The organism is Vreelandella sp. H-I2 (genome assembly GCF_052959335.1).
In genome coordinates this window covers 148774-174357 of record NZ_JBRAMC010000004.1, presented here as the reverse complement: position 1 = coordinate 174357, position 25584 = coordinate 148774, and the positions used below count along the sequence as shown (strand labels likewise).

The 25584-nt window shown below is 57.3% G+C and carries 23 protein-coding genes; 10 read left to right on the top strand and 13 right to left on the bottom strand.

What is annotated here, in order from left to right; translation table 11 throughout:
• Positions 1-65: 65 nt before the first annotated feature.
• Both ACUVOF_RS11580 and ACUVOF_RS11575 read left to right on the top strand, forming a co-directional pair.
• Positions 66-1070: a GlxA family transcriptional regulator gene (locus ACUVOF_RS11580; protein WP_447044498.1), complete on the top strand. Its 1005-nt coding sequence runs from the start codon at positions 66-68 to the stop codon at positions 1068-1070.
• On the top strand, positions 1061-2224 hold the full coding sequence (locus tag ACUVOF_RS11575) for an MFS transporter (RefSeq protein WP_447044497.1): 1164 nt from the start codon (positions 1061-1063) through the stop codon (positions 2222-2224). The genes ACUVOF_RS11580 and ACUVOF_RS11575 overlap by 10 nt, the downstream gene beginning before the upstream one ends.
• Here the strand turns inward: ACUVOF_RS11575 and ACUVOF_RS11570 are convergent.
• From ACUVOF_RS11570 to ACUVOF_RS11550, 5 genes are read right to left on the bottom strand one after another with little or no spacing between them, the layout of a single operon-like run.
• Positions 2221-2667, bottom strand: a complete 447-nt coding sequence (locus ACUVOF_RS11570) for a phosphatase domain-containing protein (RefSeq protein WP_447044496.1) — start codon at positions 2665-2667, stop codon at positions 2221-2223. The two genes, ACUVOF_RS11575 and ACUVOF_RS11570, sit on opposite strands and share 4 nt — an antisense overlap.
• A complete protein-coding gene (locus ACUVOF_RS11565; protein ID WP_447044495.1) occupies positions 2664-3746 on the bottom strand; it encodes an MBL fold metallo-hydrolase in 1083 nt (360 codons plus the stop codon). The genes ACUVOF_RS11570 and ACUVOF_RS11565 overlap by 4 nt, the downstream gene beginning before the upstream one ends.
• Positions 3743-4819, bottom strand: a complete 1077-nt coding sequence (locus ACUVOF_RS11560) for an ABC transporter ATP-binding protein (protein WP_447044494.1) — start codon at positions 4817-4819, stop codon at positions 3743-3745. The genes ACUVOF_RS11565 and ACUVOF_RS11560 overlap by 4 nt, the downstream gene beginning before the upstream one ends.
• On the bottom strand, positions 4807-6537 hold the full coding sequence (locus ACUVOF_RS11555) for an ABC transporter permease (protein ID WP_447044493.1): 1731 nt from the start codon (positions 6535-6537) through the stop codon (positions 4807-4809). The genes ACUVOF_RS11560 and ACUVOF_RS11555 overlap by 13 nt, the downstream gene beginning before the upstream one ends.
• Positions 6538-6539: 2 nt before the next feature.
• Positions 6540-7544 (bottom strand): ABC transporter substrate-binding protein, encoded by a 1005-nt coding sequence (locus ACUVOF_RS11550; protein ID WP_447044492.1) that lies wholly within the window; start codon positions 7542-7544, stop codon positions 6540-6542.
• Between the two features lie 135 nt (positions 7545-7679).
• Here ACUVOF_RS11550 and ACUVOF_RS11545 point away from each other — a divergent pair, with 135 nt between their 5' ends.
• The 3 genes from ACUVOF_RS11545 (at position 7680) to ACUVOF_RS11535 (ending at position 10302) form a co-directional block, all read left to right on the top strand.
• A complete protein-coding gene (locus ACUVOF_RS11545) occupies positions 7680-8432 on the top strand; it encodes a DeoR/GlpR family DNA-binding transcription regulator (protein ID WP_447044491.1) in 753 nt (250 codons plus the stop codon).
• A gap of 64 nt (positions 8433-8496) precedes the next feature.
• On the top strand, positions 8497-8763 hold the full coding sequence (locus ACUVOF_RS11540; RefSeq protein WP_447044490.1) for a DksA/TraR family C4-type zinc finger protein: 267 nt from the start codon (positions 8497-8499) through the stop codon (positions 8761-8763).
• Between the two features lie 330 nt (positions 8764-9093).
• Positions 9094-10302 carry a diguanylate cyclase domain-containing protein gene (locus ACUVOF_RS11535; protein WP_447044489.1) on the top strand — a complete coding sequence of 403 codons (1209 nt, stop codon included), beginning with the start codon at positions 9094-9096 and terminating at the stop codon, positions 10300-10302.
• Between the two features lie 10 nt (positions 10303-10312).
• On the opposite strand, the gene ACUVOF_RS11530 is transcribed toward ACUVOF_RS11535, so the two are convergent.
• From ACUVOF_RS11530 to ACUVOF_RS11495, 8 genes are all read right to left on the bottom strand, one after another.
• Positions 10313-10993, bottom strand: coding sequence for an RES family NAD+ phosphorylase (locus ACUVOF_RS11530; RefSeq protein WP_447044488.1), 681 nt, complete (start codon positions 10991-10993; stop codon positions 10313-10315).
• Positions 10990-11391, bottom strand: coding sequence for an antitoxin Xre-like helix-turn-helix domain-containing protein (locus tag ACUVOF_RS11525; protein ID WP_113269383.1), 402 nt, complete (start codon positions 11389-11391; stop codon positions 10990-10992). Before ACUVOF_RS11525 ends, ACUVOF_RS11530 begins: the two co-directional genes overlap by 4 nt.
• A gap of 95 nt (positions 11392-11486) precedes the next feature.
• On the bottom strand, positions 11487-13313 hold the full coding sequence (recQ, locus tag ACUVOF_RS11520) for a DNA helicase RecQ (RefSeq protein WP_447044487.1): 1827 nt from the start codon (positions 13311-13313) through the stop codon (positions 11487-11489).
• Between the two features lie 64 nt (positions 13314-13377).
• Positions 13378-14220 (bottom strand): carbohydrate ABC transporter permease, encoded by an 843-nt coding sequence (locus tag ACUVOF_RS11515; protein WP_447044486.1) that lies wholly within the window; start codon positions 14218-14220, stop codon positions 13378-13380.
• A complete protein-coding gene (locus tag ACUVOF_RS11510) occupies positions 14217-15101 on the bottom strand; it encodes a carbohydrate ABC transporter permease (protein ID WP_447044485.1) in 885 nt (294 codons plus the stop codon). The genes ACUVOF_RS11515 and ACUVOF_RS11510 overlap by 4 nt, the downstream gene beginning before the upstream one ends.
• Before the next feature lie 63 nt (positions 15102-15164).
• Positions 15165-16445, bottom strand: coding sequence for an ABC transporter substrate-binding protein (locus ACUVOF_RS11505; protein ID WP_447044484.1), 1281 nt, complete (start codon positions 16443-16445; stop codon positions 15165-15167).
• A 45-nt stretch (positions 16446-16490) separates the two neighbouring features.
• A complete protein-coding gene (locus ACUVOF_RS11500) occupies positions 16491-17621 on the bottom strand; it encodes an ABC transporter ATP-binding protein (RefSeq protein WP_447044483.1) in 1131 nt (376 codons plus the stop codon).
• 102 nt (positions 17622-17723) lie between these two features.
• Complete coding sequence (locus ACUVOF_RS11495) at positions 17724-19142, bottom strand: sigma-54 interaction domain-containing protein (RefSeq protein WP_447044482.1); 1419 nt, start codon at positions 19140-19142, stop codon at positions 17724-17726.
• A 295-nt stretch (positions 19143-19437) separates the two neighbouring features.
• On the opposite strand from ACUVOF_RS11495, the gene speB reads away from it, so the two are divergent.
• The 5 genes from speB to ACUVOF_RS11470 all read left to right on the top strand — a co-directional run bounded on the left by speB (position 19438) and on the right by ACUVOF_RS11470 (position 25576).
• Complete coding sequence (speB, locus tag ACUVOF_RS11490; protein WP_447044481.1) at positions 19438-20388, top strand: agmatinase; 951 nt, start codon at positions 19438-19440, stop codon at positions 20386-20388.
• A 105-nt stretch (positions 20389-20493) separates the two neighbouring features.
• On the top strand, positions 20494-21876 hold the full coding sequence (locus ACUVOF_RS11485) for a YjiH family protein (RefSeq protein WP_447044480.1): 1383 nt from the start codon (positions 20494-20496) through the stop codon (positions 21874-21876).
• Positions 21877-21886: 10 nt separating this feature from the next.
• Positions 21887-23545, top strand: a complete 1659-nt coding sequence (locus tag ACUVOF_RS11480; protein WP_447044479.1) for a 5-guanidino-2-oxopentanoate decarboxylase — start codon at positions 21887-21889, stop codon at positions 23543-23545.
• Positions 23535-24845 (top strand): purine-cytosine permease family protein, encoded by a 1311-nt coding sequence (locus tag ACUVOF_RS11475; RefSeq protein ID WP_447044478.1) that lies wholly within the window; start codon positions 23535-23537, stop codon positions 24843-24845. The genes ACUVOF_RS11480 and ACUVOF_RS11475 overlap by 11 nt, the downstream gene beginning before the upstream one ends.
• Positions 24842-25576, top strand: coding sequence for an MBL fold metallo-hydrolase (locus ACUVOF_RS11470; RefSeq protein ID WP_447044477.1), 735 nt, complete (start codon positions 24842-24844; stop codon positions 25574-25576). Before ACUVOF_RS11475 ends, ACUVOF_RS11470 begins: the two co-directional genes overlap by 4 nt.
• The last annotated feature ends 8 nt before the right edge of the window (positions 25577-25584 follow it).

The window sequence follows — 25584 nt, the reverse complement described above, 5'->3', positions numbered from 1 at the left end:
CCGACATAGGGCGCAGCGCTGACACTCTCTCTAATGCTTCGATTTCCCGTTAGCGGAGAGAGATTGTGACTCGCCATGTTGCTCTATTTGCCTACCCCGACTGCCAACTGCTGGATGTCAGTGGCCCCTGGCAGGTGTTTGCCAGCGCCAATGCGCTAAGCCCCCAGCCGCTCTATCAGTTAACCCTGGTCGCCGATGCCGCCGGCCCGGTAGTCACCAACGGCGGCCTAGTCGTGCACGCCACCCATACTTACCAGCAACTCAATCGTTTACTGCCCCTGGATACGCTATTGGTGACGGGCGGTAGTGGCGTTATGCAGCAGCGTGAAATAGCTGCAGTGAAGCAGGTGCTTTGTGAGGTCGCCCCAGAGGTGAGGCGGCTAGGTTCGATCTGCTCCGGGGCATTTTTGTTAGCCGCCGCGGGGCTGTTGGATGGCTGCCGCGTCACCACCCACTGGCGCCATGCGCAGCAATTAGCCGAGGAGTACCCCGCGTTAAGCGTTGAGCCCGATGCGCTCTATATCGAAAGCAACGGTCGCTATACCAGCGCAGGCGTAACGGCGGGGATTGATTTGGCGCTTTCGCTGGTAGAGGCAGATCACGGTGCTGATCTAGCCGGTCGAGTGGCCCGTGAGCTAGTGGTATTTCTGCAGCGCCCAGGAGGGCAGTCACAGTTCAGCGAGATACTGCGACACCAACAAGAGGCGGGCCCGCTGCGCCGCTTGCTAGATCAACTCCACGCCGACCCCAGCATTGATCACGGGCTTGAGAGCATGGCCGACCTGATGGCGGTCTCCCCACGCCATTTAACCCGGCTATTTAGGCGTTACTTAAATACCACCCCCGGCGCTTACCTGACCCAGCTACGCCTTGAGCAAGCGCGCTTGGCGCTGCTCAGCGGGCGCGAAAACGTATCCCTTGAGCGCTTGGCACAACGCTGGCGGCTGGGTGGTGCGGAGCAGCTGCGCCGCCAGTTTCAGCGCTACTATGGCGTATCTCCTTCGGTCTATCGCCAACGCTTTGCGCATTCCCATACCGATTCACTTCAGGAGAGTACACCATGCCTTTAACCGTCACCCTTCTATCGCTCTGCCAAGCTCTGCTGGTCAGTGGCAACGTGCTGCTGATCACCGTCTCTCCGTTAATTGGGGCGTCTTTGGCGCCAAGTGCGTCATGGTCGACCGCGCCGGTCGCCACCCAGTGGCTGGGGCTGATGTGTGCCACCATTCCCGCTTCATTAATTATGGCAAGGCTGGGCCGAAAGCGCGGCTTTATACTGGGCAACCTTGTGGGACTGGTGGGTGCACTGGTCGCCGTGCAGGCACTGATCGGCGAGCGCTTTGGGCTGTTCTTGCTGGCAACCTGGCTGATTGGTATCGGTATTGGCTTTGGTCAGCTCTATCGCTTTGCTGCCGTGGAGGCCGCCCCTGCGCCGCTGCGTGACCGGGCGATTGGCTTGGTGATGGGTGGCGGTGTGTTGGCCGCATTTGCCGGGCCATGGTTGGCCAGGGTGAGCCGTGAGTTGGGCGAGGTGCCGTTTCTGGGCAGCTTTGTGGGCTTGGCAGCGCTCTACGCACTGGCGCTGGTGGTGCTGATGCTGACGCAACTGCCTCCCGCATCACGCACCCACGGCGAAGGCACTGCGCTGCCACTGGGTAAGATACTCTGCCAGCCTGGATTTATTGTGGCGGTGAGCGCTGCGATGGTGGGTTATGGCGTGATGAACTTGGCCATGACTGCCACGCCGCTCGCCATGGCGGGTGCAGGGCACCACTTTAACCACGTTTCAATGACCATTCAGTGGCACGTGGTAGCGATGTTTTTACCCTCGTTCTTTACTGGCCATTTGGTCACCCGCTTCGGCGCCAAGCAAGTCATTGTGGCAGGCTGCCTACTGCTGGTGGCCAGTGCCTTGGTCGCTCAGTTGGGTATCGGTTTGGCCGGTTTCAACGTGGCGCTGATTTTGCTGGGCTTGGGCTGGAACTTTACCTTTTTGCCCGCCACCGGGCTGCTCACCGAGAGCTACCGTCCGGTGGATAAAGCGCGCACCCAGGCCGCCAACGAGTTTTTAGTCTTTGGCACCGCCGCGATCACTGCGTTGCTCGCTGGGTCCTTGGTCAGCGGTTTAGGCTGGGCGACGCTTAACCTAGTGTTGATCCCCATCGCGCTGGTGCCCTTGGCGGTGCTGGCGTGGCAGCACCGAACCCGGCTGGCAAACGCTTAAAAATCCCCCGGCGCGCACTGCAGGCAAGTAAGCCCGAGCGCGCGCCACTGGGCGACCACCGCGTCACGGTCATCCAGCACCAGCCAAGGCGCAAAGCCGTCGCTGCGCATGCGCTCCAGTAACGCCTCTTTTACCGCTTCATCATCCACATGGTCATCGCCCTCAGGGCGCAGGTACATGGCATCAAAGGGGATGGTGTGGCGCTCTAGCCAGCGCTGGGTATGCTCACGGTGGCTATCCGGGCGACCACTGCAGATAATGATCTGCTGTCCCTGGGCCTTGAGTATTTTGACCAGCCTGGCGACCGCTTCGATCACCGGTGCTTCGGCCATATGGGCAAAGAAGGGATCCCACTGTTTCTGGCTACCCAGCACCCAGTCGCTGACCTGATGAGGGTGGAACTCGGCGAGCGTGCCGTCGACATCGACAATAACTGCGGTCATACAAAATTCCCTACAGATGAAAAGGTGGCTGGGTAGGCTTGAGCAGAGAAATACTGATCAGTGCAGAGACGATCGCTCAGAAGCCTACGCCACGCGGTTAGTTCGTTATCGCTCAACGAGGTAAATAGCGGCACTACTTGAGCGGCGCCCAGTTGGTCGGCGAGGGCCACCAGGTGCGACGCGCGCAGGTGGACATTCCAGCGTTGCCAGCTGATTTTGCCTGCCGCTAGCTCTGCGCGGCGATCAGGGGTCAGATAACCCGTGTGAAGCAGGTGGTGGTCGGGCCACTGTTCCGGCGTATCGCTGCGATCACACATCAACATAAGGGTTGGCGGGCAAGCGTTTCGCCGCGCTAACAGCGAGCGAATCGAGTGGTCGAGCCCAGGCCGACGCAGTGTTGCAGGCAGAGCCAAGAGCGCGGCCAGGTTGTCGCGAATCACTGGGTCGATGGCGAGCGTTAACTGCCGGCGGTCAGCTTCTTCCGCCAGCCACAGCGCCATTTCCAGGGCGCGGCCAGTTTCCGGCACCGGAAACGCCAGCGACTGATCAAGGCGCTCACTAATAGCCTGAACACAGTACGCTTGGGGTTGGTCGTAGCTGCCATAGGAAGCGTCTAGCAGCGCAACACGCGCCGGTGGCGGCGTATCAAAGGGAAAGAGTTGCGACTCAAAGCAGGCATCGCCGCTATAGAAAATACCGTCCTCGACCGCTAAATGCAGCCACACACCGCCAAGTGAGTGCCCCGCCTGACCGGTGGTGACGGTAATGCCTTCAACCTCTAGCGTGCCGCGTTCGGGCAAAGGGCGCCACGCGCGGTTGGGAGGCAGTGCCTTGGCTACCAGCGGTGTACAGTAAAGTGGTACGTCTTCCGCCAGCTCGGCTACGCCGCCGATATGGTCAATATGGTCGTGGCTAATCAGTACGGCGTCCACGTCCAATTGCCGCACCCAAGTGATGGTATCGCCAGGATGCAGCGCGCCACCGGCGTCCAGCAGAAGCCGTTTACCCTGAGCTTCTACTACTATCGCGGCAGGCCCTTTGGCGCCTAAACCACTAAGAATCTCGATAGTGACACTCATTGGTCGGGCTCCAGGCACCAGCCCTGCTGAAGGTCGACGGCAACCTGGCTACCCAGCTCAGGAGCGGTGTGGTGATAGGCCAGCAGTGTTTCCCCACTGGGCAAGCACAGTGCGAGCTCATAGCGCTCGCCGCGGAAAATCACGCTTTCTACCTGAGTGATAAGTTGACTTGAGGTAGTCGGAGAGGAATCGATCTGAATATGCTCCGGGCGCACCAGCACGCTTTGGGTTCGCTCGGACTCGATGGCGTTCAGCCCGCCCATCAGGGCAGCGCCCTCAAGGCGCTTTCCAGGGTGGCCGGCGGCGACTTTAAGCTGGCTGCCCTGGCCGATAAAGCCCGCTACCCAGGCGGTTCTCGGCTGGCTGTAAAGGGTCTCGGGGGCGCCCCACTGAACGAGTTTGCCCGCTTTCATTACGGCGATTTTGTCCGCCAGCGCCATGGCCTCGGTTTGGTCGTGGGTGACATAGACCAGCGTAGCGCCGGTACGCTGATGAAAATCGCGGAAGCTGTGCTCCATGGTGGCGCGCAGGTGACGGTCAAGGTTGGCCAGTGGCTCATCCAGCAGCACCACCGAGGGGTCGCTCACTAAACAGCGCGCCAGGGCGACGCGCTGGCGCTGGCCGCCACTAAGGGCCTGGGGCATGCGGTCAGCGTAGGCATCGAGCTCCACCAGGGCCAGGGCCTGCTGCACCTTTTGGTGATACGCCGCCCCACGCAGGCCGCGCAGTTTGACCGGGTAGCCCACATTGTCCGCCACGCTCATATGCGGCCAAAGCGCATAGGACTGAAATACCATGGCCATATTGCGCTGCTCGGGAGGTACATGGGTATCGGCGCTGGCCAGGGTACGATTGGCTAATTGGATCGTGCCGTCATTGACGGTTTCAAACCCCGCCAACATGCGCAGCATGGTGGTTTTGCCACAGCCGCTGGGACCGAGCAGGGCGACAAACTCGCCTGGATTGATCGTCAGCGACAGCGCATCAACGGCCGTCTGTTCGCCAAATCGCTTGGTAACACGATCGATCGATAGCCCTGCGCTAGATGGCACTGCCATGCCTAACTCTGCCATGGAATGACTCCTTTAGGTAAACGCGGCGCCAGTAAACTGAGTGTCAGCATCAGCGAGGCGACCATGATCACCACCAGCACTGACACCGCTGAGGCCAGCACGCTTTCGCCGCCTTCATCAAGGTTGAAAATCAGTACTCCTAGGGTTTCGTTACCGGCGCTCCAGAGCAGCGCTGACACGGTGAGTTCGTTAACCGCCAGCAGAAACACCAGCAGGCCGCCTGCGAACAGCGCGGGCGCGACCAGGGGTAAAATAATGCTGCCCAGGCGTCGCCAGGGTCCTGCACCCGCGAGCTGTGCCGCCTCTTCAAGAGAAGGATCCAACTGCGCCAGGCTGGCGGCGACAGGCTTGACACAGACCACAAGAAAGCGCGCCAGGTAAGCTATAAAAATCAGCCCCAGGGTGCCGTAGAGCGCCACATTGATAATCGGCAGCGGGCGAACAAAGAGCAGGATGCAGGCAATGGCCAATACTACGCCGGGAAGCGCATAGGGGATCTCAATGGCACTGAGTATCACACCCCGCCAACGCTCCGGCAGGCGCTGTAGCCGGTAAGCCAATGGCAGACTGAGCAGCATCAGCACCACAGCCGCGCTGCCCGCCAGCCACAGACTGTTGTTCACCGCTCGCCATGTGGCGCCTTGGCGACCCACCACTTCGGCGTAAGCGTTCAGGGTGGCGGTCTCGGCGTTTAATGGCACGCCCATGGCGGGTACCAGCGAGCTGATGATCAGGGCAAGCAGCGGCGCGACCAGAATAATCAGTAAGATCCCGACGAGCGTGGCGGTCACCAGCGAGCGCCAACTTCCCAGGGTGAAATCATGGGAGCGCCCACTATGGCCGCCCAGCCCGAAGCGGCTGCGATTCATCAATTGCTGCTGCAACGCCACCCCGGCCAATGCCAGTAAACCAATCAGCAAGGAGAGCGCAGCCATCTCTGCCAACACCCCGGTGCCAAAGTTGGCCATACGCTGGTAGATCAGTGTGGGCAGCACGTAATAGCCTGCGGGAATACCCAGCATGGCGGGGATGCCGAAGTTGCCGAGACTCGAGATAAACGCCATCGCGCCCCCGGCGATCAAGCCGCTACGGGTCACGGGTAGAATAATATGACCCCACACTTGGGTTTGTTTGGCGCCGCTAATGCGAGCGGCTTCAATAAGCTCCCGGGGCAGCGAAAGCAGGCTGGTGCGCAAGGCCAGAAATACCAGCGGAGCGCTCTGAATGCCCAGCAGTAAAGCGATCCCTTCAGCCGAGTAGAGTGGTTGCGGGCTGCCCAGTGGGGGCGCCAAGTCTATGCTTTTCAGTAGCGGGCTGGCCGGACCAAAGAGCTGCAGCCAGCTCAAGGCGGTAACCTGGGGCGGAATCATCATTGGCAGCATAAAGCAGAACACCAGCCACGATTTTCCGCGCACATTGGTGAGCGTGATGGCAAAGGCGAATAGACTGCCCAGCACCAGAGCGATCAGCATGCCGAGCCCCGAGGTATACAGGCTATGCCAGAGTGCTCGCCAAGTGCTGGCACTGCTGAGCACCTGCCACAGCGGTGACTGGCGGCCCTGAGCAAGATCGCTCAACGCCTCCATCAGCAGACGCAGGCTGGGTGCCAGGCTCAGCAGTACAATGGCGATCAGCAGGCTTGAAAGCAGCCAGCGGTGCTGGCTGCCGTACTTGTTGTCGTTGCCGGTCTTGTTGTCAAAGATGAGAGCGGGCGTCATGATTACCCGCCGAAGAGGTCGCTAAAACGCTGTTTGAGTTCTTCTTCCTGCGCCAATGCCTGCTCGGTATCAACCGGCATCAGGGTAATGCTATTGCGCTCGGGGAAGCCTTCCGGTGGGGTAACGTCGTTGTGAGCAGGCAAGTAGCCCTGCTGGCTGACCAGCTCCTGGCCCTGCTGGGAGAGCACAAAATCAACAAACTTTTGCGCGGCCTCGACATTCTCTGCACCTTGCATAATGGCGACCGGCTCGGTCACCGCGCTCACGCCCTCTTCCGGGAACACGAATTCGACCGGCGAGCCTTTGGCAGCTTCACGAATTGGCAGGAAATCCACCACGATGCCGTAGGGCTTGGTGCCCGCGGCCACGGCGTTAAATACGCCCCCATTGCCGCCCTGGGCTTCGGTGCGGTTTTCATGAAGCGCTTCGTAATACGCCATGCCAAGGTCTGGGTTGGCAGTGATCGCCGCCATATGGATCAGTGCCGCGCCGGAGTAGAGTGGGCTGGGCATAGTGACCATGCCTTCGTAGTCAGGCTCCAGCAGGTCTTGCCAGCTTTGCGGCTGATGCTCGGCACCGGTGTTATAGACAATCCCGGTGGTGATCAGCTTGGTGCCGTAGTAGTAGCCTTCGGGGTCATACAGGTCGGCGTCATAGGCCTGGCGCTCATCGCTTAGGTAAGGCTGTAAATGGCCCTCCTGCTTGAGTGATTCCATGGTCATGCTGTCGGCAATCAGCAGCACGTCAGGGTTGCTCACCCCGGCCGAAAGCTCTGAGCGCAGCCGGGTCATTAAGCGCGTCGTACCGTCGCGTACCCACTCCACTTCAATATCGGGATAAGCCGCTTCAAAGGCGTCAACGGTCTGTTGGGCATCGCTATTGGGCTGGCTGGTGTAGAGCGTTAGCGTCTCGTTCGCCGCTGCCTGAACCGAAAGGGAAAAGCTGGCTACCGCAACGGCAGCCGTAAGGGCCGATACCGGGATAGATAACAGGGGACGCTTCGACATGGGTAAACCTCCAGTGAGTTAACCACACCTAAGCTACTGTCATCTGCTTACAACAAAGTGACAGTACGCTTTCGTTCAACCTTTTGTGGCTTTCGCTTGCCACGCTTTTTGCTTTCGTTGTGCTGAGAGGTGGTGATGCGTCAGTTCGAACGTCGACAACGGCTGCTGGAACGAGTCCACAGCCAAGGTCGCCAGTCGGTAGATAATTTGGCAGGCGAATACGGGGTTTCTGTACAAACTCTGCGTGGGGATATTCGCCATTTGGCCGAGAAGGGCTTAGTGCTGCGCCGTCATGGTGAGGTGCTGCCATTTCCTGAGCAGGAAAACATCGGTTATGACCAGCGTCAGATCGTTAACGTGGCCGGTAAACGGCAGATTGCGGCGCGGGCAGCGAGCTTGGTGCAGGATCATCAAGCGCTATTTCTAGGCACGGGCACCACGGTTGAGCAGTTGGCCGATGCGCTGAGTGATAAGCAAGGTCTGCATATCATGACCAATAACCTGCATGCGCTGATTAAGCTGTGCCAGTTGAAGTGTGAGTTAGTGGTGGCGGGTGGACGAGTGCGTCGTCGTGACCAGGATGTGATTGGCGGCGATGCCTGGCGCTTTTTTCAACGCTACCGTGCCGATATGGGGATTGTGTCGGTGGGGGGAATGGATAGCCATGGCCAGCTTTATGACTACAACGACGACGAAGTAATGGCCCGTGAGGCGCTGTTGGCCCATGCCGGTTATCGCGTATTAGTACTGGATAAAACCAAGTTCGACCTGACACTACGCTGCGCCGCGGGCCAGTTGGGTGATTATGATGCCGTAGTGACCGATGTGCCGCTGCCAGACAAGCTACGCAGCCCTTTGGCTGCCCAAGGCGTTCGGTTTTTAGGCTAACGGTGCACGTTTCTCGTTACTGCTATGCTGATAGATTGCTAGTGCCGAAGCGAGGAGTGCGATTATGGCAGGTGGATGGGCAAAAGATGGCGCCGAACAAGAGCAGATGGAAAGCACGCTAGAGGATGCGGTGCAGCGTGCGCGTAGCCAGCTGCCCCGCGGCGAAAGTCTTGAGGTTTGCGAAGAGTGTGGCGACCCCATTCCTGAACCGCGCCGTAAAGCGATTCCAGGGGTTCGACTCTGTGTGGTTTGTCAGGGTGAGTTAGACAAAAAGCAGTCGGCCTTTAGCGGCTACAACCGTCATGGTAGTAAAGATAGCCAACTGCGTTAAAGCTGGCAAAGCAAACCCGTTTTCCTCCGATGGTCATCGAGGTTTATTACTTTACCAGTTCCCCCCTATTTAATAATTTCTATGTGTTAACCGTGCGTTACCTGCTGTCTCCGGGTGAGGTGATGCGGCGCGGACGTAATAAATCCGTATCAGTCTAAATTACTCGTCAATGTCTGTTGGTTTTTTTGGTCATTATTTATGAGTTGTTAGTCATCTTCCTTGCCCTTGTTGTGGCACACTATGCTCGTGTTTGGATGTGTTATTTGGCTTGTGTTAGCTACGTATGATGCTGTGATTTATGGGTGAAGGGTGGGGCATTGAGGGCGGGAAATGGTTAATGACGTGTTGTTAGAAGCCGTCGAAGATGAGTTAAAAAGTCGTCCTTGGCGTTTGCGTTTTGCCGATGAGGTGGAGGCCCGCTTTGAGGAAGATACCCAACAACAACGTAGTCTCAATATGGCGGTGGCTGGCCTAATATCAGCGTTTATTTATAGCTTGTTTTTGATCAATGATTATAGTTACCGCCCTGACGCTTTCACAACGGCACTACTCTTGCGTATTGGTATCATGTTGCCTTTTGGTTTGCCGATTCTTTGGTTTGTCTATCGAGGAGTCTCTCCAGTACTTCGCGAAGCGCTTATGGCGAGTATCGTCATTGTTGCTACGGTGTTGTCTTGCCTGATTTTCGTCGCTTCCTTAGAGCCTTACTCTTACTTAGATGTTTTCTCATTTGGGCTGATTTTAGTGGTAGGGAATATTGTTTATTCGCTACGCTTTGGTTATGCCTGCGTATCAACCGCCCTCAGCATATTGATAATGCTAGTTTTTATCCTGGTTTACGAGCCAATGCCGCCAGAAGCGAAGCGGTTAGCCATGTTTACTATTTTCGCTAATGCCACGTTCACTTTAATCGCAAACTATCGGTTGGAGCACAGTGAGCGAACATCCTATTTGCATGTGTTAAGAGAGAAACTGCGGGCTGGGAATTATTTTGAAGATAATCAAAAGCTGTCACAACTTTCAATAACTGACCCACTCACCAATATTGCTAATCGGCGTCACTTCGACACGGTATTTCCTCTTCGCTGGCAGGAGGCGTTAGAAAAGGGCAACTACTTAGGACTCATGATGATCGATATAGACCATTTTAAAGCCTATAACGATCACTATGGCCATTTGCAAGGTGATCACTGCCTTCGCCAAGTGGCAAAGGCAATGCAGGTTAACAGTCGGAACGCGGGTGATTTAGTGGTTCGTTACGGCGGTGAAGAGTTTGTCGTGTTAATGTCGAATGCGACACCTAAAGCAGCAAGTCTAGCAGCAGAACGCTTTCGCTATAGCGTGGAGGCTTTGCAAATACCGCATCATGGCAATCCTGATCTCGGTATCGTCACAGCCAGTGTTGGAACTGCAGTGCTGCGCCCCACAGCACTGCTTACGCCAGCCGACTTATTAGCCTATGCCGACTTGGCTCTTTACGAAGCAAAGCGGCAGGGGCGCAATAAGATCTGGGTCGCTAGCGTTAATAAAATGCCATAGGCCAGAACCGCTAGCTCAGTACCGTCAACTCATAAACATGACGTATGCGCTGTCCATCCCAGTCATAACCGAGATGCCGACCTTGTCGTGTTGCGGAAAGTACCGGTGGCCGCAGCACTGCGGCACATTCGCCCTTAGGGTCTCTGACGCTCGGGTAAACAATACCATCCGCTTTCTCTTCCCAGGCTTTTCGACCAAACACTTGTCCGGCTGACCAGCTATCGGGATTAAGTAGTCCTTGATGATCATTTTGCCCGCGTATATCAATCAATTGTCCCGATAAATCCGATAGGTAAACACGTTGCTGAAGCATGATGGGTGGCTCGCGGGACTCACTCATAAAGCGCTCTGCGTGGTAGCAGGTCTCGGCTATCGCCGTGGCTTCCGTTAGCGCGCAGTAATAAGCGCCAAAGGTGCCATCGGTAAAACGCGAGCCAGTAGCGGGAAAGTGGCAGAAGGCCGCCATCACAGGCGTCCAACCAGGGCCATAACGCCGATCTTCGTCGCGGATCAGATGGATAGTCCCTGCAGCTTCACGCAGCCGTGCCGAGGTTTCACCTTCCAGTTCGTTCAGCAGTTCCCAGTCATCAGCGTTGTTATTGACGTTCTCGAACAAATCGATAGGTGGAAAGCGTGAGGGGACAATACGGTAACTGGGCCGCCATGAGACGTTGCTTAAAGGAAACGTCATGCATGGCCCCCGCCCCGTGCTGCATCTAAATGTTGGCGTACAACGTAAAGGTCAGAGACTTGTCCGTCTAACAGGCGCTCAACCGGCGAATGCCCGGCAAATAGTGGATTGTGGTTGGGCCTCTGCAGCCAGCTGTTAGCCGCCGCCTGGTTGGGAAGCAGTATATGCAGTGCTTTGTAGATGCCTAGAATCAAGGACATCCGTTCCAGATGATTGGCATCCAAGCGAGCTTGCTCAGGCGCCTGCTTCCAGCGCCGGTAGGTTGAATCCGGTACGCCTAAAAGCAACGCTGCTTCACTCTCTTTCAATCCCCATGCGTGTGAAATGTGGGGGTAGGTGCGCATTGCCGCGGCCCCCATTTCACGGCGCTTGTCGGCGGTTTTGTGCTGAATGGCCATAATACCTTTCTCCTCACTTGTCTATAGATTACGCCAAGTGAGCGAGTTTTGAAAATAGCGATCATTTGAGCTTTTTGGATTCCCGGCACGCTGGTTCAACTGCTTGGCTCGGTTTCCTGATGCGCCAAAATGACGGCCAGAAAGCCCTCGCCGTAATCCGCCAGTTTGCGTGCACCGATGCCAGAGATATCGCCCAGTGCCGCTAGGCTCTGGGGTTTCTGCTCGACCAGTTCAGCCAGGGTGGCGTCGTGGAAAATCACATAGGCAGGCACGCCCTGGGCGTCGGCCAGTTCCTTGCGGTGCTGGCGTAGGGCTTCCCACAGCGGGCCGTGGCCCTGTGGGGAAGAGGCGCCTTTGCTGCCTCGTCGGGTGGCCTTGGTCTTGTGGGGTTTGCGTAGCGTGAGGCTCTGCTCGCCGCGCAGCACCGGCTTGGCATTGGCGGTGAGCTTGATGCCGCCGTGCCCTTCCATATCTACGCTCAAAAAGCCGCTGGCAATCAATTGGCGAAAGAGCGCCTTCCATTCGTTGGCCGTGAGGTCTTTGCCGATGCCGAAGGTGCTGAGGTGGTCGTGGCCAAAGCGGGTGATGCGTTCGTTGCTTTTGCCCAGCAATACATCCACTAGGTAGGTCACGCCAAAGCGCTGCTCGGTGCGGTAGACACATGAGAGCGCCTTTTGCGCCGCCACGGTGGCCTCCCAGGTCTCGGGTGGGGTCAGGCAGTTGTCGCAGTTGCCGCAGGGGGCGTCCAGCCGGTCGCCAAAGTAGTGAAGCAGTGCCTGACGGCGGCAACTGATGATCTCGCACAGCCCCAGCATGGCGTCGAGTTTCTGCTGCTCGATACGCTTTTGCTGGTCGGCGGCGCTGGAGTCCTGCTGCATCTGGCGCAGGGTGATTACGTCCTGAAGGCCGTAGGCCATCCAGGCATCGGCATGCAGGCCATCGCGCCCGGCGCGGCCGGTCTCCTGGTAGTAGGCTTCGATGCTCTTGGGCAGGTTGAGGTGAGCGACAAAACGCACGTCGGGCTTGTCGATGCCCATGCCAAAGGCGATAGTGGCCACGACGACCACACCATCTTCACGCAGAAATCGGGTCTGGTGGTGCTGGCGCTGCTCGGGGGGAAGCCCGGCGTGATAGGGCAGTGCAGTCAGCCCCTGGCGCTCTAGCCAGGCAGCGGTCTCCTCCACCTTGCGCCGGGAGAGGCAGTAGACGATACCCGCCTCGCCGTCGTGGTTGTCGCGGATAAAGCGCAGCAACTGCTCCTTGGCGTTACCTTGATTCTCGGCGATATGGTAGCGAATGTTGGGCCGGTCAAAGCCGCTGTTGTAAAGCGCCGCCTCCTGGAGCTGCAAATGCTCCATGATATCGCCCCGGGTAGGCACATCGGCGGTGGCGGTTAGGGCGATGCGCGGCACTTGGGGGAAACGCTGGTGTAGCTGGGAGAGCTGGCGATACTCCGGGCGAAAATCGTGGCCCCACTGGGAGACACAGTGGGCCTCATCGATGGCGAACAGCGCAATCCGGGTCTGTTCCAGCAGCATTTGCATACGCGCCGTGGCCAGCCGCTCGGGGGCGACATATAAAAGGTCCAGTTCCCCCGCCCGTAGGCGATTCTCTACCGCGACTGCCTCGTGGTAGTCGAGGCTGGAGTTGAGGTAGTCCGCCCGAACCCCGTTCTGCTTAAGCGCCGCTACCTGGTCCTGCATCAGCGCGATCAGCGGCGAGACCACAATCGCGGTGCCTTCGCGCAGCAGTGCCGGGATCTGATAGCACAGCGACTTACCACCGCCGGTGGGCATCAGCACCAGCGCATCGCCACCGGCTATTACATGCTCAGTGATGGCCTGCTGCGGGCCGCGAAAGCTGTCGTAGCCAAATACCTCCTGAAGTACCTTGAGGGTTGCCGGGTGAGGGTCGCCGTGCATCAATGCTCTCCATGTCTCGTGCTTGAGAGAGAATTGTCGCACGAAAAACCTGGGGGGCGTCTGCCTAGCGGATCCCTGCCCTTAAAAACGACTGCACGAATTGGCGCTGAAAGAGCAAAAAGGCAATGAGCAGCGGGGCGATACTAAGCAGTGTGGCGGCGCTGACGGTGGCCCAGTTAACGCCGGTTTCGGGCGCGGAAAATACCCCTAATCCTACCGTTAACGGGCGGCTCTCTACCGAGTTGGTAACCACCAGCGGCCAGATAAAGTTGTTCCAGTGGTGACTAATCGAGACCAGCCCGTAAGCAAGGTAGGTGGGCTTGGCTAGCGGTACGTAGACCTTCCATAGAATTTCCAGCCAGTTACAGCCTTCGATGCGGGCGGCGTCTTCCAGCTCCCTTGGGATGGTTTTAAAGGTTTGGCGCAGCAGAAAAATACCCAAGGCGCTGGCCACGTAAGGTAAGCCAATCCCGGTGATGGTGTTGATCAGCCCCAGCTCACTGGCGATGCGGTAGTTCTCGACAATCAGCACTTCTGGGAAAACAAAGAGCTGAATCAGCACCAGCATAAACAGAACGTTCTTGCCGGGAATCGGGAAGCGCGCAAAGGCAAACGCCGCCAGGGTACAGACCACAAACTGACCGATCACCACCCCTGTCACCAGCGCAAAGGTGTTCAGGTAGTAACGTGCAAAGGGCGCTTGAGACCAGGCGTTAGTGAAGTTCTCCAGCGTCAGCGGGGCGAAGAGCTCAAAGTTCACCATAAACTCGCTGGGGTGGAAGGCGGCCCAAAAGGCATACAGCAACGGAAAAATCCAAATAATCGCCAACAGCCACGCGGCCACGGTTTCCAGTGATGGAATTGAGACGAAGCGGGAGCGGGGTGCATAGATAGTCGTCGTATTCATTGGTAGTGCGTCCTACGATCTAGAATCGTGAACTTGAGCGTGGCAACGACGGCGAGTACCAGCAGAATAACCACCGTAATGGTGGCGGCTGTAGTGCCATCAAAAAACGAAAACGCGTTCTCGTAGACGTAGTAGAGCAGTAGGTTGGTGGCGTTATTCGGACCACCTTTGGTCAAAATAAACAGGTGATCCACCACCCTTACCGAGTTAATCAGGGCGTTGATGAGCACAAACAGCGTGGTGGGCATCAATAGTGGGAAGGTGACCCGCCAAAAAAAACTCCAGCGGCTGGTACCTTCAAGGTCGGACGCCTCTTTTAGCTCGGGTGGCATACTTTGCAGCGCCGCCAGGTAGAAGATCATAAAAAAGCCGGCTTCTTTCCACACCGACATCACGATCACCGAGCTTAACGCAACGCTTGGATCGCCCAGCCAGTTCACCCCGGAGAGGCCCAACATGCCGAGCAGTTTATTGAATAGACCAATCTGTGGCGCGTAGAAAAACATCCAAATATTGGCAGCGGCGATCATGGGTAGAATGGTCGGCGTAAAGTAGGCCATGCGCACAACGCCGCGCCCGCGCAGTTTGCCGTTAACGAATAGCGCCATGCATAAGGCCAGCGCGATAGAGGTGGGGATTGTACCGACGGCGTAGATTAAGTTGTTGCGAGCTACTTTCCAAAACGTCGGGTCATCGAACAATACCTGATAGTTTTCAAGCCCTACAAACTCAGTAGGGGCGCCCCGAAAGCCCGGTAAAAACAGGCTATTGATCACCGTCGTGATCGTCGGTAGATAAGCGAAAGTCGTCAGCAGTACCGCCGCCGGTAACAACAGTAGCGCACCGTAAAGCTGCATTTTATGGGAGGCGGTTAAGGACATGATGAAACACCGCAAGTGAAGGAAGCCGGGGCGAGCCCCGGCGAACAGTGAAACCTATAACAATTAACGGGCGTAGCGGCGCAGCACGCTATCGGCCTCTTGCTGCGCCTGATTAAGCGCTTCTTCCGGTGTCATTTGACCGGTCAGCGCCGCTTGTACGGCGTTATCCAGGGCGCGGCGAATGCGGCCACCCTGGTAGGTGGAGAGCTCCGCCGTGCCGTGTTCAAGCTGGTCGCGGGCGACGGCGGCGGGTGGGAACTCTTCAACATAGCTTTGTAGTGCCTCGGTTTCGTAAGCAGCGGGGCTGACGCCCATATAACCGGTTTCAATCGACCAGGCGGCGGCACGTTCTGGGGCGGTCATCCAGCGGATAAAGGTCATCGCCGCGCGCTGCTCCTCTTCGCTGGCGTCTTCAAAAATATAGAAGTTGCCGCCGCCAGTGGGACTGCCACGCTGGGTTTTCATCGGCAGCATGGCAACGCCAAAGTCGAAATCAGCTTCGCTGCGCACGGCGGTCAGGTTGCCGGTGGTGTGCCACATCATGGCGGTGGACTGCTCTAGGAAGTTCTGGCGCAGCGTGCCCCACTCGATGGTGCCATCGGGCATGGCATTATGCTCGTCAGCAAGCGATACCCAGTACTCCAGCGCTTCAACCGCTGCGGGGTCGTCAAAGTAGACCTCAGTGCCATCTTCGCTCATCAAGCGATGACCGTTCTGAAAAGCAAAGGCCTGGAACATCCAGTAGGGGTAGCCGGTAGAGGGCACCATCACGCCCCACTGGTCGCCGTTGGAGGCTTCCCGAACAGTGGCGGCCATCTCGGCCATCTCTTCCCAGTTTTCAGGCGGTGTTTCCGGATCTAGGCCAGCGGCTTCAAAAGCGTCCTTGTTCCAGAAAAGCACAATGGTGGAGCGCTGAAAGGGGATGCCGTAGGTTTTGCCATCCAGCTGGCCATTTTCCATCAGGCCGGGGTAGAAGCTATCCAGCCACTCGCGCTCCTCGTCGGTTTCGACTAGGTCATCGAAAGCCACAATGGCGTTCTGCTCAATCAGCTCGTACAGATCGATGGAGAACATGACTGACAGTTGCGGCGTGTCGCCAGCTTCCATGGCCGACATGGCGCGTACGCGGGTGTCGTCGTAGTTCCCGGCGTAGATCGCTTCGACGTTGATATCGGGGTGTTCGCTTTCAAACTCCGCTACTAGGTTGTCCACCACATCGGTGAGCGCCCCGCCCACCGAGACCGGGTAGTACATGGTCAGATCAACGCTATCAGCGTTAACCTGGGCGGCACTTAATAAGCCTGCTGCCAGGGCCGTCATCGCAAAAGGGATCCGCGCACGCATAAAAGACTCCACAAGTATCAGGACTGAATCAAGGTTAAAAAGCGATCAGTGTTGGAAAGAGCCCACCGCCGGTGGACGAGGAATGCTGCGGATTGGCGGAGCGAAATCGCTTAGTGGCATATCATCGCGCCGTAGGCCGTTAGCATCGAAAAGGTGTATGTTCTTGGACGCCCAATAGAGGCTGCATAGCTGGCCAGTCAATAGCGGTTTGCCGCTTAATCGAACGCGCAGGGTATGCGAGCCCACCTCGACATAGGCAATGGTATCTGCCCCCAAGTACTCTTCACTTAATACCTTGGCGGGTACGCCTGGCGATGCCGCTGGCCGTAGCTCAATATCTTCTGGGCGCACGCCCAAGTGTCCACCGGCGGCCTCCATTGGTGCCACGGGCGTGCTCGGCTCACCTTCGATGACGGCGCTAGTCTCACCGGCCACCAACGGCAGCAGATTCATCGCTGGACTACCAATAAAGCTGGCGGCGAAGGCGCTGGCGGGTCGGTTATAAAGTTCGTCAGGGGTGCCGTCCTGCACGATTTTGCCGTGTTGCATCAGAATGACGCGATCGCCCATGCTCATGGCTTCGACCTGATCGTGGGTGACGTAGATCACCGTCATGTTTAGGCGGCTCTGGAGCGCTTTGATTTCCCGACGCATGTCGCTGCGCAGTCGGGCATCCAGATTGGAGAGCGGCTCGTCCATCAGACAGATTGGATGCTCGGAGATAATCGAGCGTGCCAGGGCGACCCGCTGGCGCTGACCACCGGAAAGCTTGGCAGGTTTGCGGTCCAGGTAATCGGTGAGATCGACCAGTTCGGCGACCCTGACGAGCCGTTCGCGCTGTTCGGCTTTGGGCACTTTGCGGCTACGCAGGCCAAACACGATGTTGTCGGCAACGCTTAAATGCGGAAACAGCGCATAGGACTGGAACACCATGCTCAGGCCACGATCCCCGGGCGGCAGGCGCGTCACGTCGCGCTCGCCAATATGAATATGCCCGCTGCTTGCTTCTTCCAAGCCTGCGACCATGCGCAGCGTGGTGGATTTTCCACAGCCCGAAGGGCCCAGCAGAATGACAAATTGCCCAGGCGTGACATCGAAGGAGATGTCGTCGACAGCCGTGGTCGCGTCCCAACGTTTGGTGACGCGTTCCAGGCGGATACGCGATTGATTAGACATAGCACACACATCACCGGCTGTTGGTTGTTATTAGGTCAGCTTGTGTTGAAGATGTTGCCGTTGTATGACACTTATATAACAAACTTGTGTCAAGCGAAAAATTTACTTGGCGACTTTAATGCCGTAGCGCTGCAGCCTGCGCACCACGCTGGATTGGCTGATGCCCAGCCGCTCGGCGATGGCGTAAGTGCTAGGAAGTGTGTGGCATAGCGCTTGTAGCGCTTCTCGCTCCAAGCGTTCGAGGTACTGTTTGAGGTTTTCTTCCGGCGCAAGCGGTGCCACCAAAGGTGCGGGGGAGCCACTCGGCAAGCTGTCGGCGCGCTGTTCGGTATGTGCCTGTGCGGTAGGGACTTCAATTTGATCGGTGGGGCTTGAGAGCCAGGCCCGCTCCAGCCAGTTTTCCAGCTCGCGAACATTCCCTGGCCAGTCGCTGCCCATGAGGGTCGACCATACCTGATTGCCGAGAATTTTTTGCCGCCCATAACGTTGATTCAGCCTTTTTAAGCACGCTTCGACCATATCGGGGATATCCTCGCGGCGGTCGCGCAGCGGCGGCAGGGTGACCGGGATCACGTTGAGACGGTAGTACAGATCCAAGCGAAATAGCCCGGCTTCCACCTGTTTTCCCAAGTCCTGATTGGTCGCCACCACCAAGCGGAAATCGACCCGACGCGAGCGCGTATCGCCCAAGCGAGTCAGGCTGCCATCTTGGATGACTTTGAGCAGCTTGGTTTGCATCAACAGCGGCAGCTCGCCGATTTCATCAAGAAACAGCGTGCCACCCTCGGCCTGCTCTAGCAGCCCGGCTTTGCCCTGGCGAGCAGCACCGCTGAAAGCGCCGGGCTGGTAGCCAAACATTTCGGACTCGAACAGATTTTCAGGAATCGCCGCGCAATTGACGTCGATAAAAGGGCCGTTATGACGCTGGCTCCAGCGATGTAGCTGCTTGGCAAAAGCGGTCTTGCCCACGCCGGACTCCCCTAGCATCAGCACATTGGCGTCTGAAGGGGCGACCCGCTTGAGCAGCAGGGCAATTTCCCGCATCACATGGCTTCTGACCTGCAGGTTATCCAGGGCGTCATCCAACGCCTGCTCTTCGGCATCCGGCGCAGCCTGGCTGCGTTTTAAATGTTCGCTAAAGCGTTTTTGGAGCAGCGCGTATTCGTCCTGCAGCAACTGGAGGTCGGTTAAATCCCGCGAGCGACTGATAATGCGTTCCAGCTTGCCATTCACGAACACAGGGTAAGCTTCTGCAATGACGCGGCGGCCTGTGCCTGTGATTTGCATCAATTGCGCGGGCCGACGGGTGCGCATGACTTCCAGGGTGATGGAGGGCTTCAATACCCCGGCGGCCTGAAGCTGTTGAACGCTGCTGGAAAGTAGCTCTTCTCGCGACACTCCATAAACCGCTTCGGCACCTGGGCTGACATCCACGATCTGCCCATCGCCACTGACGATAAAAAAGTGGTCGTTGGCGGTTTCTACGATGGTTTGCAGTACGTGCTTGTCTATTTCACTCATTGTGTTTCTCTCGCGCCATCCCTTTCACTGCAGCCAGCCTTGCCCAAGCGATTCATAAATGAATGATTGATTCATTTATGAATCGTTGGCGTGCTTGTTTGATGCATTTTTGCATCCTTAGGCCGGTAATCCTACCTGTTTATCGCTAGCGCAGGGTTGGCACGTTCTGTGCAGGTTGTAAGAGCATAAGCAGAGCATCAGCAGAAGATAAGCCATAAGCAGAAGATAACAAGGCTGCGCTGGCCACTTAGATTTAGCCCCTATCAGCGCCATAACAATGCCTAAGGAGATAACGATGTCAGAGTTTAATCAGCCGCTGGGCGGCAATACCATGCCGCGCTTTGCAGGCCCCGCGAGCATGATGCGCCTGCCTACCCAAGAGACTGCAGAAGGTTTGGATGCTGCGTTTATTGGTATTCCCATGGATATTGGTACTTCGAACCGCCCCGGCACACGCCTTGGGCCACGCCAGATTCGCGATGAATCGCGCATGCTACGCCCTTACAACATGGCCACCGGCGCCGCGCCGTTTGAAAGCCTGCAAGTAGCTGATATTGGCGATGTACCGATTAATACGTTCCACCTGCCGAAAAGCGTCGACATCATCACGGCCTTCTACGACGACGTGTTGAAGCATGACTGCATTCCGCTGACGTTGGGCGGCGAGCACACGCTGACGCTGCCGATTCTGCGCGCGATGGCGAAAAAGCACGGCCCGGTAGGATTGATTCATATCGATGCCCACGCCGATGTGAACGAGCATATGTTTGGCGAGCTGATTGCCCACGGGACACCGTTTCGTCGTGCCCAGGAAGAGGGTCTGCTGGCCCACAATAAGGTAGTGCAAATCGGCCTGCGCGGGACCGGTTACGCCCCTGAGGATTTCGACTGGTGTCGCGAGCAGGGCTTTCGTGTGGTGCAGGCTGAGGAGTGCTGGCATCGCTCGCTGACGCCGCTGATGGCTGAAGTGCGCGAAAAAATGGGCGATATCCCGGTGTATATCAGCTTCGACATTGACGGCTTGGATCCTTCTGTTGCCCCCGGTACCGGCACGGTGGAAATGGGCGGGCTGACTTCGGCCCAGGGGCTAGAAATTGTTCGCGGCGCGGCGGGCCTAAATATTGTCGGCTGCGACCTAGTGGAAGTATCACCACCCTATGACCCCAGCGGGAACACGGCATTAATGGGCGCCACGCTGCTGTATGAAATGCTCTGTGTATTGCCAGGCGTTAAACACAGCGAATGACGCCAACCGGATGGCTAACAAATAAATAGCGACTAAATAATAACAGTACTGACCTAACAACGCCGCCAGCCCACTTCCAATAATCACTTTCAATGGGTGACCCCTATGCCGTATAGCAACGTTAAATCGGAACAGCCGACCTCGTCGGCACCGATTCCCCGCGCGCACTTACTGAAATTTCTCATTCCATCGCTGATTGGGGTGTTGTTGTTTCTCGTCCCTTTTCAAATGGGTGACACCATTAACATTGGCATGGGCTTAATGGCCGATGGCCTACAAACCCTGCTGGGCTCGGCACTACCCGCCATCGCAATGGCGGTGCTCTGTCTCTCGGTAGTGGCAACGCTTTATGCCAAGCTGGCGCATCCGGGCTGGGCCGATAAAGGCGTACTGCATGAAATGTTTCATGTCGGGCCGTTATGGTTTGTGATGCGTGTATTAGGCGCACTGTTTGCCGTGATGACTTATTTCCAATTTGGACCTGAGTTCATCACCGCCTCTTTTACAGGGGGCGTCATGCTCAATGACCTTGCTCCAGTGCTGCTAACCTTCTTTTTCTTTGCCGCGCTGCTACTGCCGTTCCTGGTCGAGTTTGGCTTTATGGAGTTCATCGGCAGTATGGTGCGCAAGCCGTTTCGGGTGATCTTTAATTTGCCGGGACGCAGTGCTATCGATGCCACCGCCTCATGGATGGGCTCGGGTACCGTAGGGGTGCTGATCACCACACAGCAGTATGAGCAAGGCTTCTATAACCAGCGCGAAGCGTCGGTCATTGCTACCAATTTCTCTGTGGTATCGATTGCGTTTGCGCTGCTCGTCACCAGCTTCGTCGATATCAACCACCTGTTTGTGCAGTTCTACTTTACGGTGGTGGTGTCCGGCTTGATCGCGGCGGTGATTGTGCCGCGCCTACCGCCGCTGTCGCGCAAATCCAATGACTACTACGAGCCCGTGGGCTGCCAGTTGAGTGAAGAACGCACTGAAAAAGTGGGCCTGTTTCGTTACAGCTTGATTCAAGCCACCAATCGCGCCGCTGGAGCTCCCGGCCCTCGTGAACTGGCGCGCCTGGCATTAATCAACGTCATGGATATTTTCCTTGCGCTGTTGCCTCTGGTATTTGCCATTGGCACGGTGGCGCTCATTCTGGCGGAGTTTACCCCGCTATTTACCTGGCTCTCTTACCCCATGGTGCCGGTGTTAGAACTGCTTCGGATTCCTGAAGCAGAAGCGGCGGCGCCCGCCACCCTGGTGGGCTTTGCTGATATGTTTCTGCCCGCGGTGCTGGCGACCAATATCGAAAGCGAGCTCACTCGCTTTGTGATTGCCTGTCTGTCGCTTACTCAGCTGATCTATATGTCGGAAATCGGCGCGCTGCTGCTGAAGTCGAAAATTCCCATCAAGCTCTGGGAACTGGTCGCCATCTTTCTGCTGCGTACCGCGATTACGCTGCCGATCATCGCCTTTATGGCCCACGCGTTTTTCTTCTAAGGGGCCAGTAATGAACGTTGAAGCAACACGTAAACAACCCGACATGACCTGTGCTGAGCTACTCATTCGGTTATTGCGGGATACTTACGGGGTGAGCGCCCTGTTCGGCATCCCCGGCGTGCATACGGTCGAACTTTATCGCGGGCTGGAAGGCAGCGATGTGCAGCATATAACCCCGCGCCATGAGCAGGGCGCAGGGTTTATGGCCGACGGCTATGCCCGCGCCAGCGGCCAACCAGGGGTGTGCCTGATTATCACCGGCCCAGGCATGACCAACATTGCCACCGCCATGGGCCAAGCCCTGGCGGACTCCATCCCCATGCTGGTGATCTCCAGCGTGAACCGCCGCGATACCTTGGGCCTAGGGCAAGGACGGTTGCACGAACTGCCCAGCCAACAGCAGATGATCAGCGGTGTGGCGCGGTTTAGCCACACGCTACTGGATGCCAATACTCTGCCTGAAGTACTGGCCCGCGCCTTCGCCGTTTTCAACGAAGCTCGCCCAGGCCCGGTGCATATCGAAATCCCCATCGATCTGTTCAATGCGCCGGTCAGCGCTCCAGCTAGTTGGCAAGCGCCCACGCTTTACCGCGCAGCGCCTGATCCAGAAGGCTTGGCCGAGGCTGCACGCTTACTAAAAGCAGCGAAGCAGCCCTTGTTGCTATTGGGCGGCGGCTGCGTTTCAGCGCCGGAAGCCGCACGAGCATTAGTTGAGCAACTGGATGCACCCACGGTGACGACCATCAACGCCAAAGGGCTGCTTGGTCGTGATCACCCGCTGGACTTAGGTGCCAATGCCGCGCTGCCTGCAGTAAGAGAGCTTGCCGCTAACGCCGATGTCATTCTAGCGATAGGGACCGAACTGGGTGAAACCGACTACGACGTCGTTTTTGACGACGGTTTTCACCTCAACGGTACGCTGATTCGGATCGATCTTGATCCTGAGCAACTGGTGCGTAATCAGCGCACCACGTTGGGCCTGGTGGGCGATGCCGGGCGCAGCTTGGCGCTTTTGCTGGCGCATTTTTCGGCGCCGCTGAAGCGTCAAGGCGCCGAGCGAACGGTCGCCGCTCTGAGCGCGCTTGGTCTGGCAAACGATTCGGCGTTTAGCGACTTCGTGCCCCTCTATGCAACGCTTGTCGAACACCTTCCTGGAGCCATTTTGGTAGGCGATTCCACCGCGCCGGTGTATGCCGGTAACCACTTGGTTAGCCAGCCCGCGCCCAGGCGCTACTTCAATGCGTCCACTGGCTACGGCACCTTGGGCTATGGGTTGCCCGCGGCATTGGGAGCACAGCTGGCTCGGCCAGACCTACCCGTAGTGGCGCTGGTGGGAGATGGTGGTGTGATGTTCACGCTGTCGGAAATCGCTACCGCCGTGGAAGCCCGGCTGCCAGTGGTGATCGTTTTGTGGCACAACGCCGGTTACGAAGAGATCCGGCGCTACATGGACGCCAACGGCGTGGCGCGCTTAGGGGTGGATATTCAGGCGCCCAACTTCCTCACCCTGGCCGAAGGGTTTGGCTGTCCCGGCATGCTGGTGGAGAGCCCCGCCGAGCTTGCCAAGGCGCTTGCCAACCGTGAAACAAACGGGCCTTTATTGATCGAAATTGACGCCGCTGCTTGGCAGAAAAGCCTGATATCAACAGGAGATAATAATGAAAAATAAACATGTGCTCGGGCAGGACACACTATCTGCCGACGACGTTGAACACAGCCTTGGGCTGCCGGGAACCTTTGCACTGTGGCTCGGCGCCAATGTGGTGGTTACCACCATCCTGACCGGCATGTTTTTAGTCCCTGACCTGACCTTTCAGCATGCGATGTTGCTGATCTTGATTGGTTCGGCGATTGGCATCATTCCGCTCGTGTTAATCGGGGTGATGGGACAGCAAACCGGCATGACCACGATGGTACTCGCGCGGGGTACTTTTGGCAGAAAAGGGGCTAACTTCCCCGCCTGGGTGAATCTATTGGCGCTGATTGCTTGGAGTTGGATTCAGGCGCTGCTAGCTGGCATGAGTCTGGATTACGCCGTGGAAAGCTTTACCGGTTACTCAAATGTGGCGCTCTTCACAGTTATCTGTGAATCATTGGTTGTGCTGATTGCCTTGCGCGGCCACCTGGGGATCGAGAAGGTCGAGAAAATAGCGGCACTGCTGATGCTGGGGCTCTCGGCGGTGGTGCTGTTCGCGCTCAATCGTCATTACGATCTACCGAGCATTACCCAACTGGAGCCCGAAGGCGTGCTGGGCGGCGGCGTGGTGTTCGATATCGTGGTCGCGACGGCGTTTTCCTGGATTCCCTTGGCGGCGGACTATAACCGCCATTGCCGCTCGCTAAAAGCCGCGGTGGTGGGTACCTGGGGCGGCTACGTGGTGGCAACGCTGGTGGCAATGGGCTTGGGCGCCACGGTGTCAGCGCTTTCGATCAGCGTGGGTATGGAGCCCACCTACGATCCGACGACCCTGCTTAGCGGCTTCGGATTCGGCCTGCCCGCTGCCTTGGTGATTTTCTTCTCGGTGCTGACCACCAACGTAATGTGTGTCTACAGCGCGACGCTTTCGTTTATGAGCGTGCGCCCTAAGGTGCCTTTCTGGAAACCTGCGTTGATCATTGGCGTGGTGTCAGTGGTAGGTGCGCTGATCCCTGGTATTCTCGATCAGTTCCAAACCTTTCTATTGATTATCGGCAGCGTCTTTATTCCGGCCTTTTCGTTGATGATAGTCGACTACTACCTGCTGGGTCGCCAGCGCTATACCTCTGCACAGCTGATCCAGGCTGAACATAGCCTTCCCGCCTTCAATTGGCTGGCGCTGGGCAGCTACGCGGTCGGCGCGTTACTGGCTTACTACTGGAACTGGGTCGCGCCGCTTGAATTTGGTGCGTCGTTGCCGGTGTTCGTGATTACCGGTGCGCTCTATTTTGTGGTCAGTAAAGCGGTTGTCGGGAAGCGGGTGGCCGTATGACCCTTCAGCGTATCAGCGCAAAGCAGTGGTACCGTACCACTCTCAAGGAGGACGGTATCACTCTAGTGGATGAGCCGTGGATCAAGCCTTTTTACCGCTGCAATATCTGGCATGTTCAGGGTAGCAAGCGTGGCATGGTCGTGGACTTTGGCTTGGGCGCGGTGCCGCTGCGCGAACAGGTGGCGTTGCTAAGCGAGCGCGATCTTTTAGCGGTGGCTAGTCATACCCATTTTGACCATATCGGTGCGGCTCAGGAGTTCGGTTGTTGCCACGTTCATGCCGCCGAGGCGGAGATACTAGCCTCGCCCGATAATACGCGCACACTCGCCGGCCAGTTTCTCAGCGACGATATGTTCGAGGCGCTACCCCCCGAACCCTATTCTCATGAACGCTACTGTATTCAGGCGCCGCAAATGGTATCCCCGCTAAAGGATGGCGAGATACTAGATTTGGGGAACCGGCAGTGGGAAGTCATTCATACGCCTGGCCACTCCCCAGGTGGTATTGCGCTGTGGGAGACGAAAACCCAAACACTTATCTCCGGTGACCTGATTTACGATGGCCCACTCATTGAAGATCTGTGGCACAGCGACCTCTTTGATTATGCCGCCAGTATGCGCCGGCTACGCCAGTTGCCGGTTCGTACCATCCATGGAGGCCATTTTCCCAGTTTTAGCGGCCAGCATTTACGCCAACTTATCGATGATTGGCTTCGCCAACACGAGCTTTAAGGAGCCTC

Coding starts and splice junctions, on each gene's coding strand:
- ACUVOF_RS11575 (WP_447044497.1), top strand. CDS start 1,061: ATGCCTTTAACCGTCACCCTTCTATCGCTCTGCCAAGCTCTGCTGGTC.
- ACUVOF_RS11570 (WP_447044496.1), bottom strand. CDS start 2,667: ATGACCGCAGTTATTGTCGATGTCGACGGCACGCTCGCCGAGTTCCAC.
- ACUVOF_RS11565 (WP_447044495.1), bottom strand. CDS start 3,746: ATGAGTGTCACTATCGAGATTCTTAGTGGTTTAGGCGCCAAAGGGCCT.
- ACUVOF_RS11560 (WP_447044494.1), bottom strand. CDS start 4,819: ATGGCAGAGTTAGGCATGGCAGTGCCATCTAGCGCAGGGCTATCGATC.
- ACUVOF_RS11555 (WP_447044493.1), bottom strand. CDS start 6,537: ATGACGCCCGCTCTCATCTTTGACAACAAGACCGGCAACGACAACAAG.
- ACUVOF_RS11550 (WP_447044492.1), bottom strand. CDS start 7,544: ATGTCGAAGCGTCCCCTGTTATCTATCCCGGTATCGGCCCTTACGGCT.
- ACUVOF_RS11545 (WP_447044491.1), top strand. CDS start 7,680: ATGCGTCAGTTCGAACGTCGACAACGGCTGCTGGAACGAGTCCACAGC.
- ACUVOF_RS11540 (WP_447044490.1), top strand. CDS start 8,497: ATGGCAGGTGGATGGGCAAAAGATGGCGCCGAACAAGAGCAGATGGAA.
- ACUVOF_RS11535 (WP_447044489.1), top strand. CDS start 9,094: ATGGTTAATGACGTGTTGTTAGAAGCCGTCGAAGATGAGTTAAAAAGT.
- ACUVOF_RS11530 (WP_447044488.1), bottom strand. CDS start 10,993: ATGACGTTTCCTTTAAGCAACGTCTCATGGCGGCCCAGTTACCGTATT.
- ACUVOF_RS11525 (WP_113269383.1), bottom strand. CDS start 11,391: ATGGCCATTCAGCACAAAACCGCCGACAAGCGCCGTGAAATGGGGGCC.
- recQ (WP_447044487.1), bottom strand. CDS start 13,313: ATGCACGGCGACCCTCACCCGGCAACCCTCAAGGTACTTCAGGAGGTA.
- ACUVOF_RS11515 (WP_447044486.1), bottom strand. CDS start 14,220: ATGAATACGACGACTATCTATGCACCCCGCTCCCGCTTCGTCTCAATT.
- ACUVOF_RS11510 (WP_447044485.1), bottom strand. CDS start 15,101: ATGTCCTTAACCGCCTCCCATAAAATGCAGCTTTACGGTGCGCTACTG.
- ACUVOF_RS11505 (WP_447044484.1), bottom strand. CDS start 16,445: ATGCGTGCGCGGATCCCTTTTGCGATGACGGCCCTGGCAGCAGGCTTA.
- ACUVOF_RS11500 (WP_447044483.1), bottom strand. CDS start 17,621: ATGTCTAATCAATCGCGTATCCGCCTGGAACGCGTCACCAAACGTTGG.
- ACUVOF_RS11495 (WP_447044482.1), bottom strand. CDS start 19,142: ATGAGTGAAATAGACAAGCACGTACTGCAAACCATCGTAGAAACCGCC.
- speB (WP_447044481.1), top strand. CDS start 19,438: ATGTCAGAGTTTAATCAGCCGCTGGGCGGCAATACCATGCCGCGCTTT.
- ACUVOF_RS11485 (WP_447044480.1), top strand. CDS start 20,494: ATGCCGTATAGCAACGTTAAATCGGAACAGCCGACCTCGTCGGCACCG.
- ACUVOF_RS11480 (WP_447044479.1), top strand. CDS start 21,887: ATGAACGTTGAAGCAACACGTAAACAACCCGACATGACCTGTGCTGAG.
- ACUVOF_RS11475 (WP_447044478.1), top strand. CDS start 23,535: ATGAAAAATAAACATGTGCTCGGGCAGGACACACTATCTGCCGACGAC.
- ACUVOF_RS11470 (WP_447044477.1), top strand. CDS start 24,842: ATGACCCTTCAGCGTATCAGCGCAAAGCAGTGGTACCGTACCACTCTC.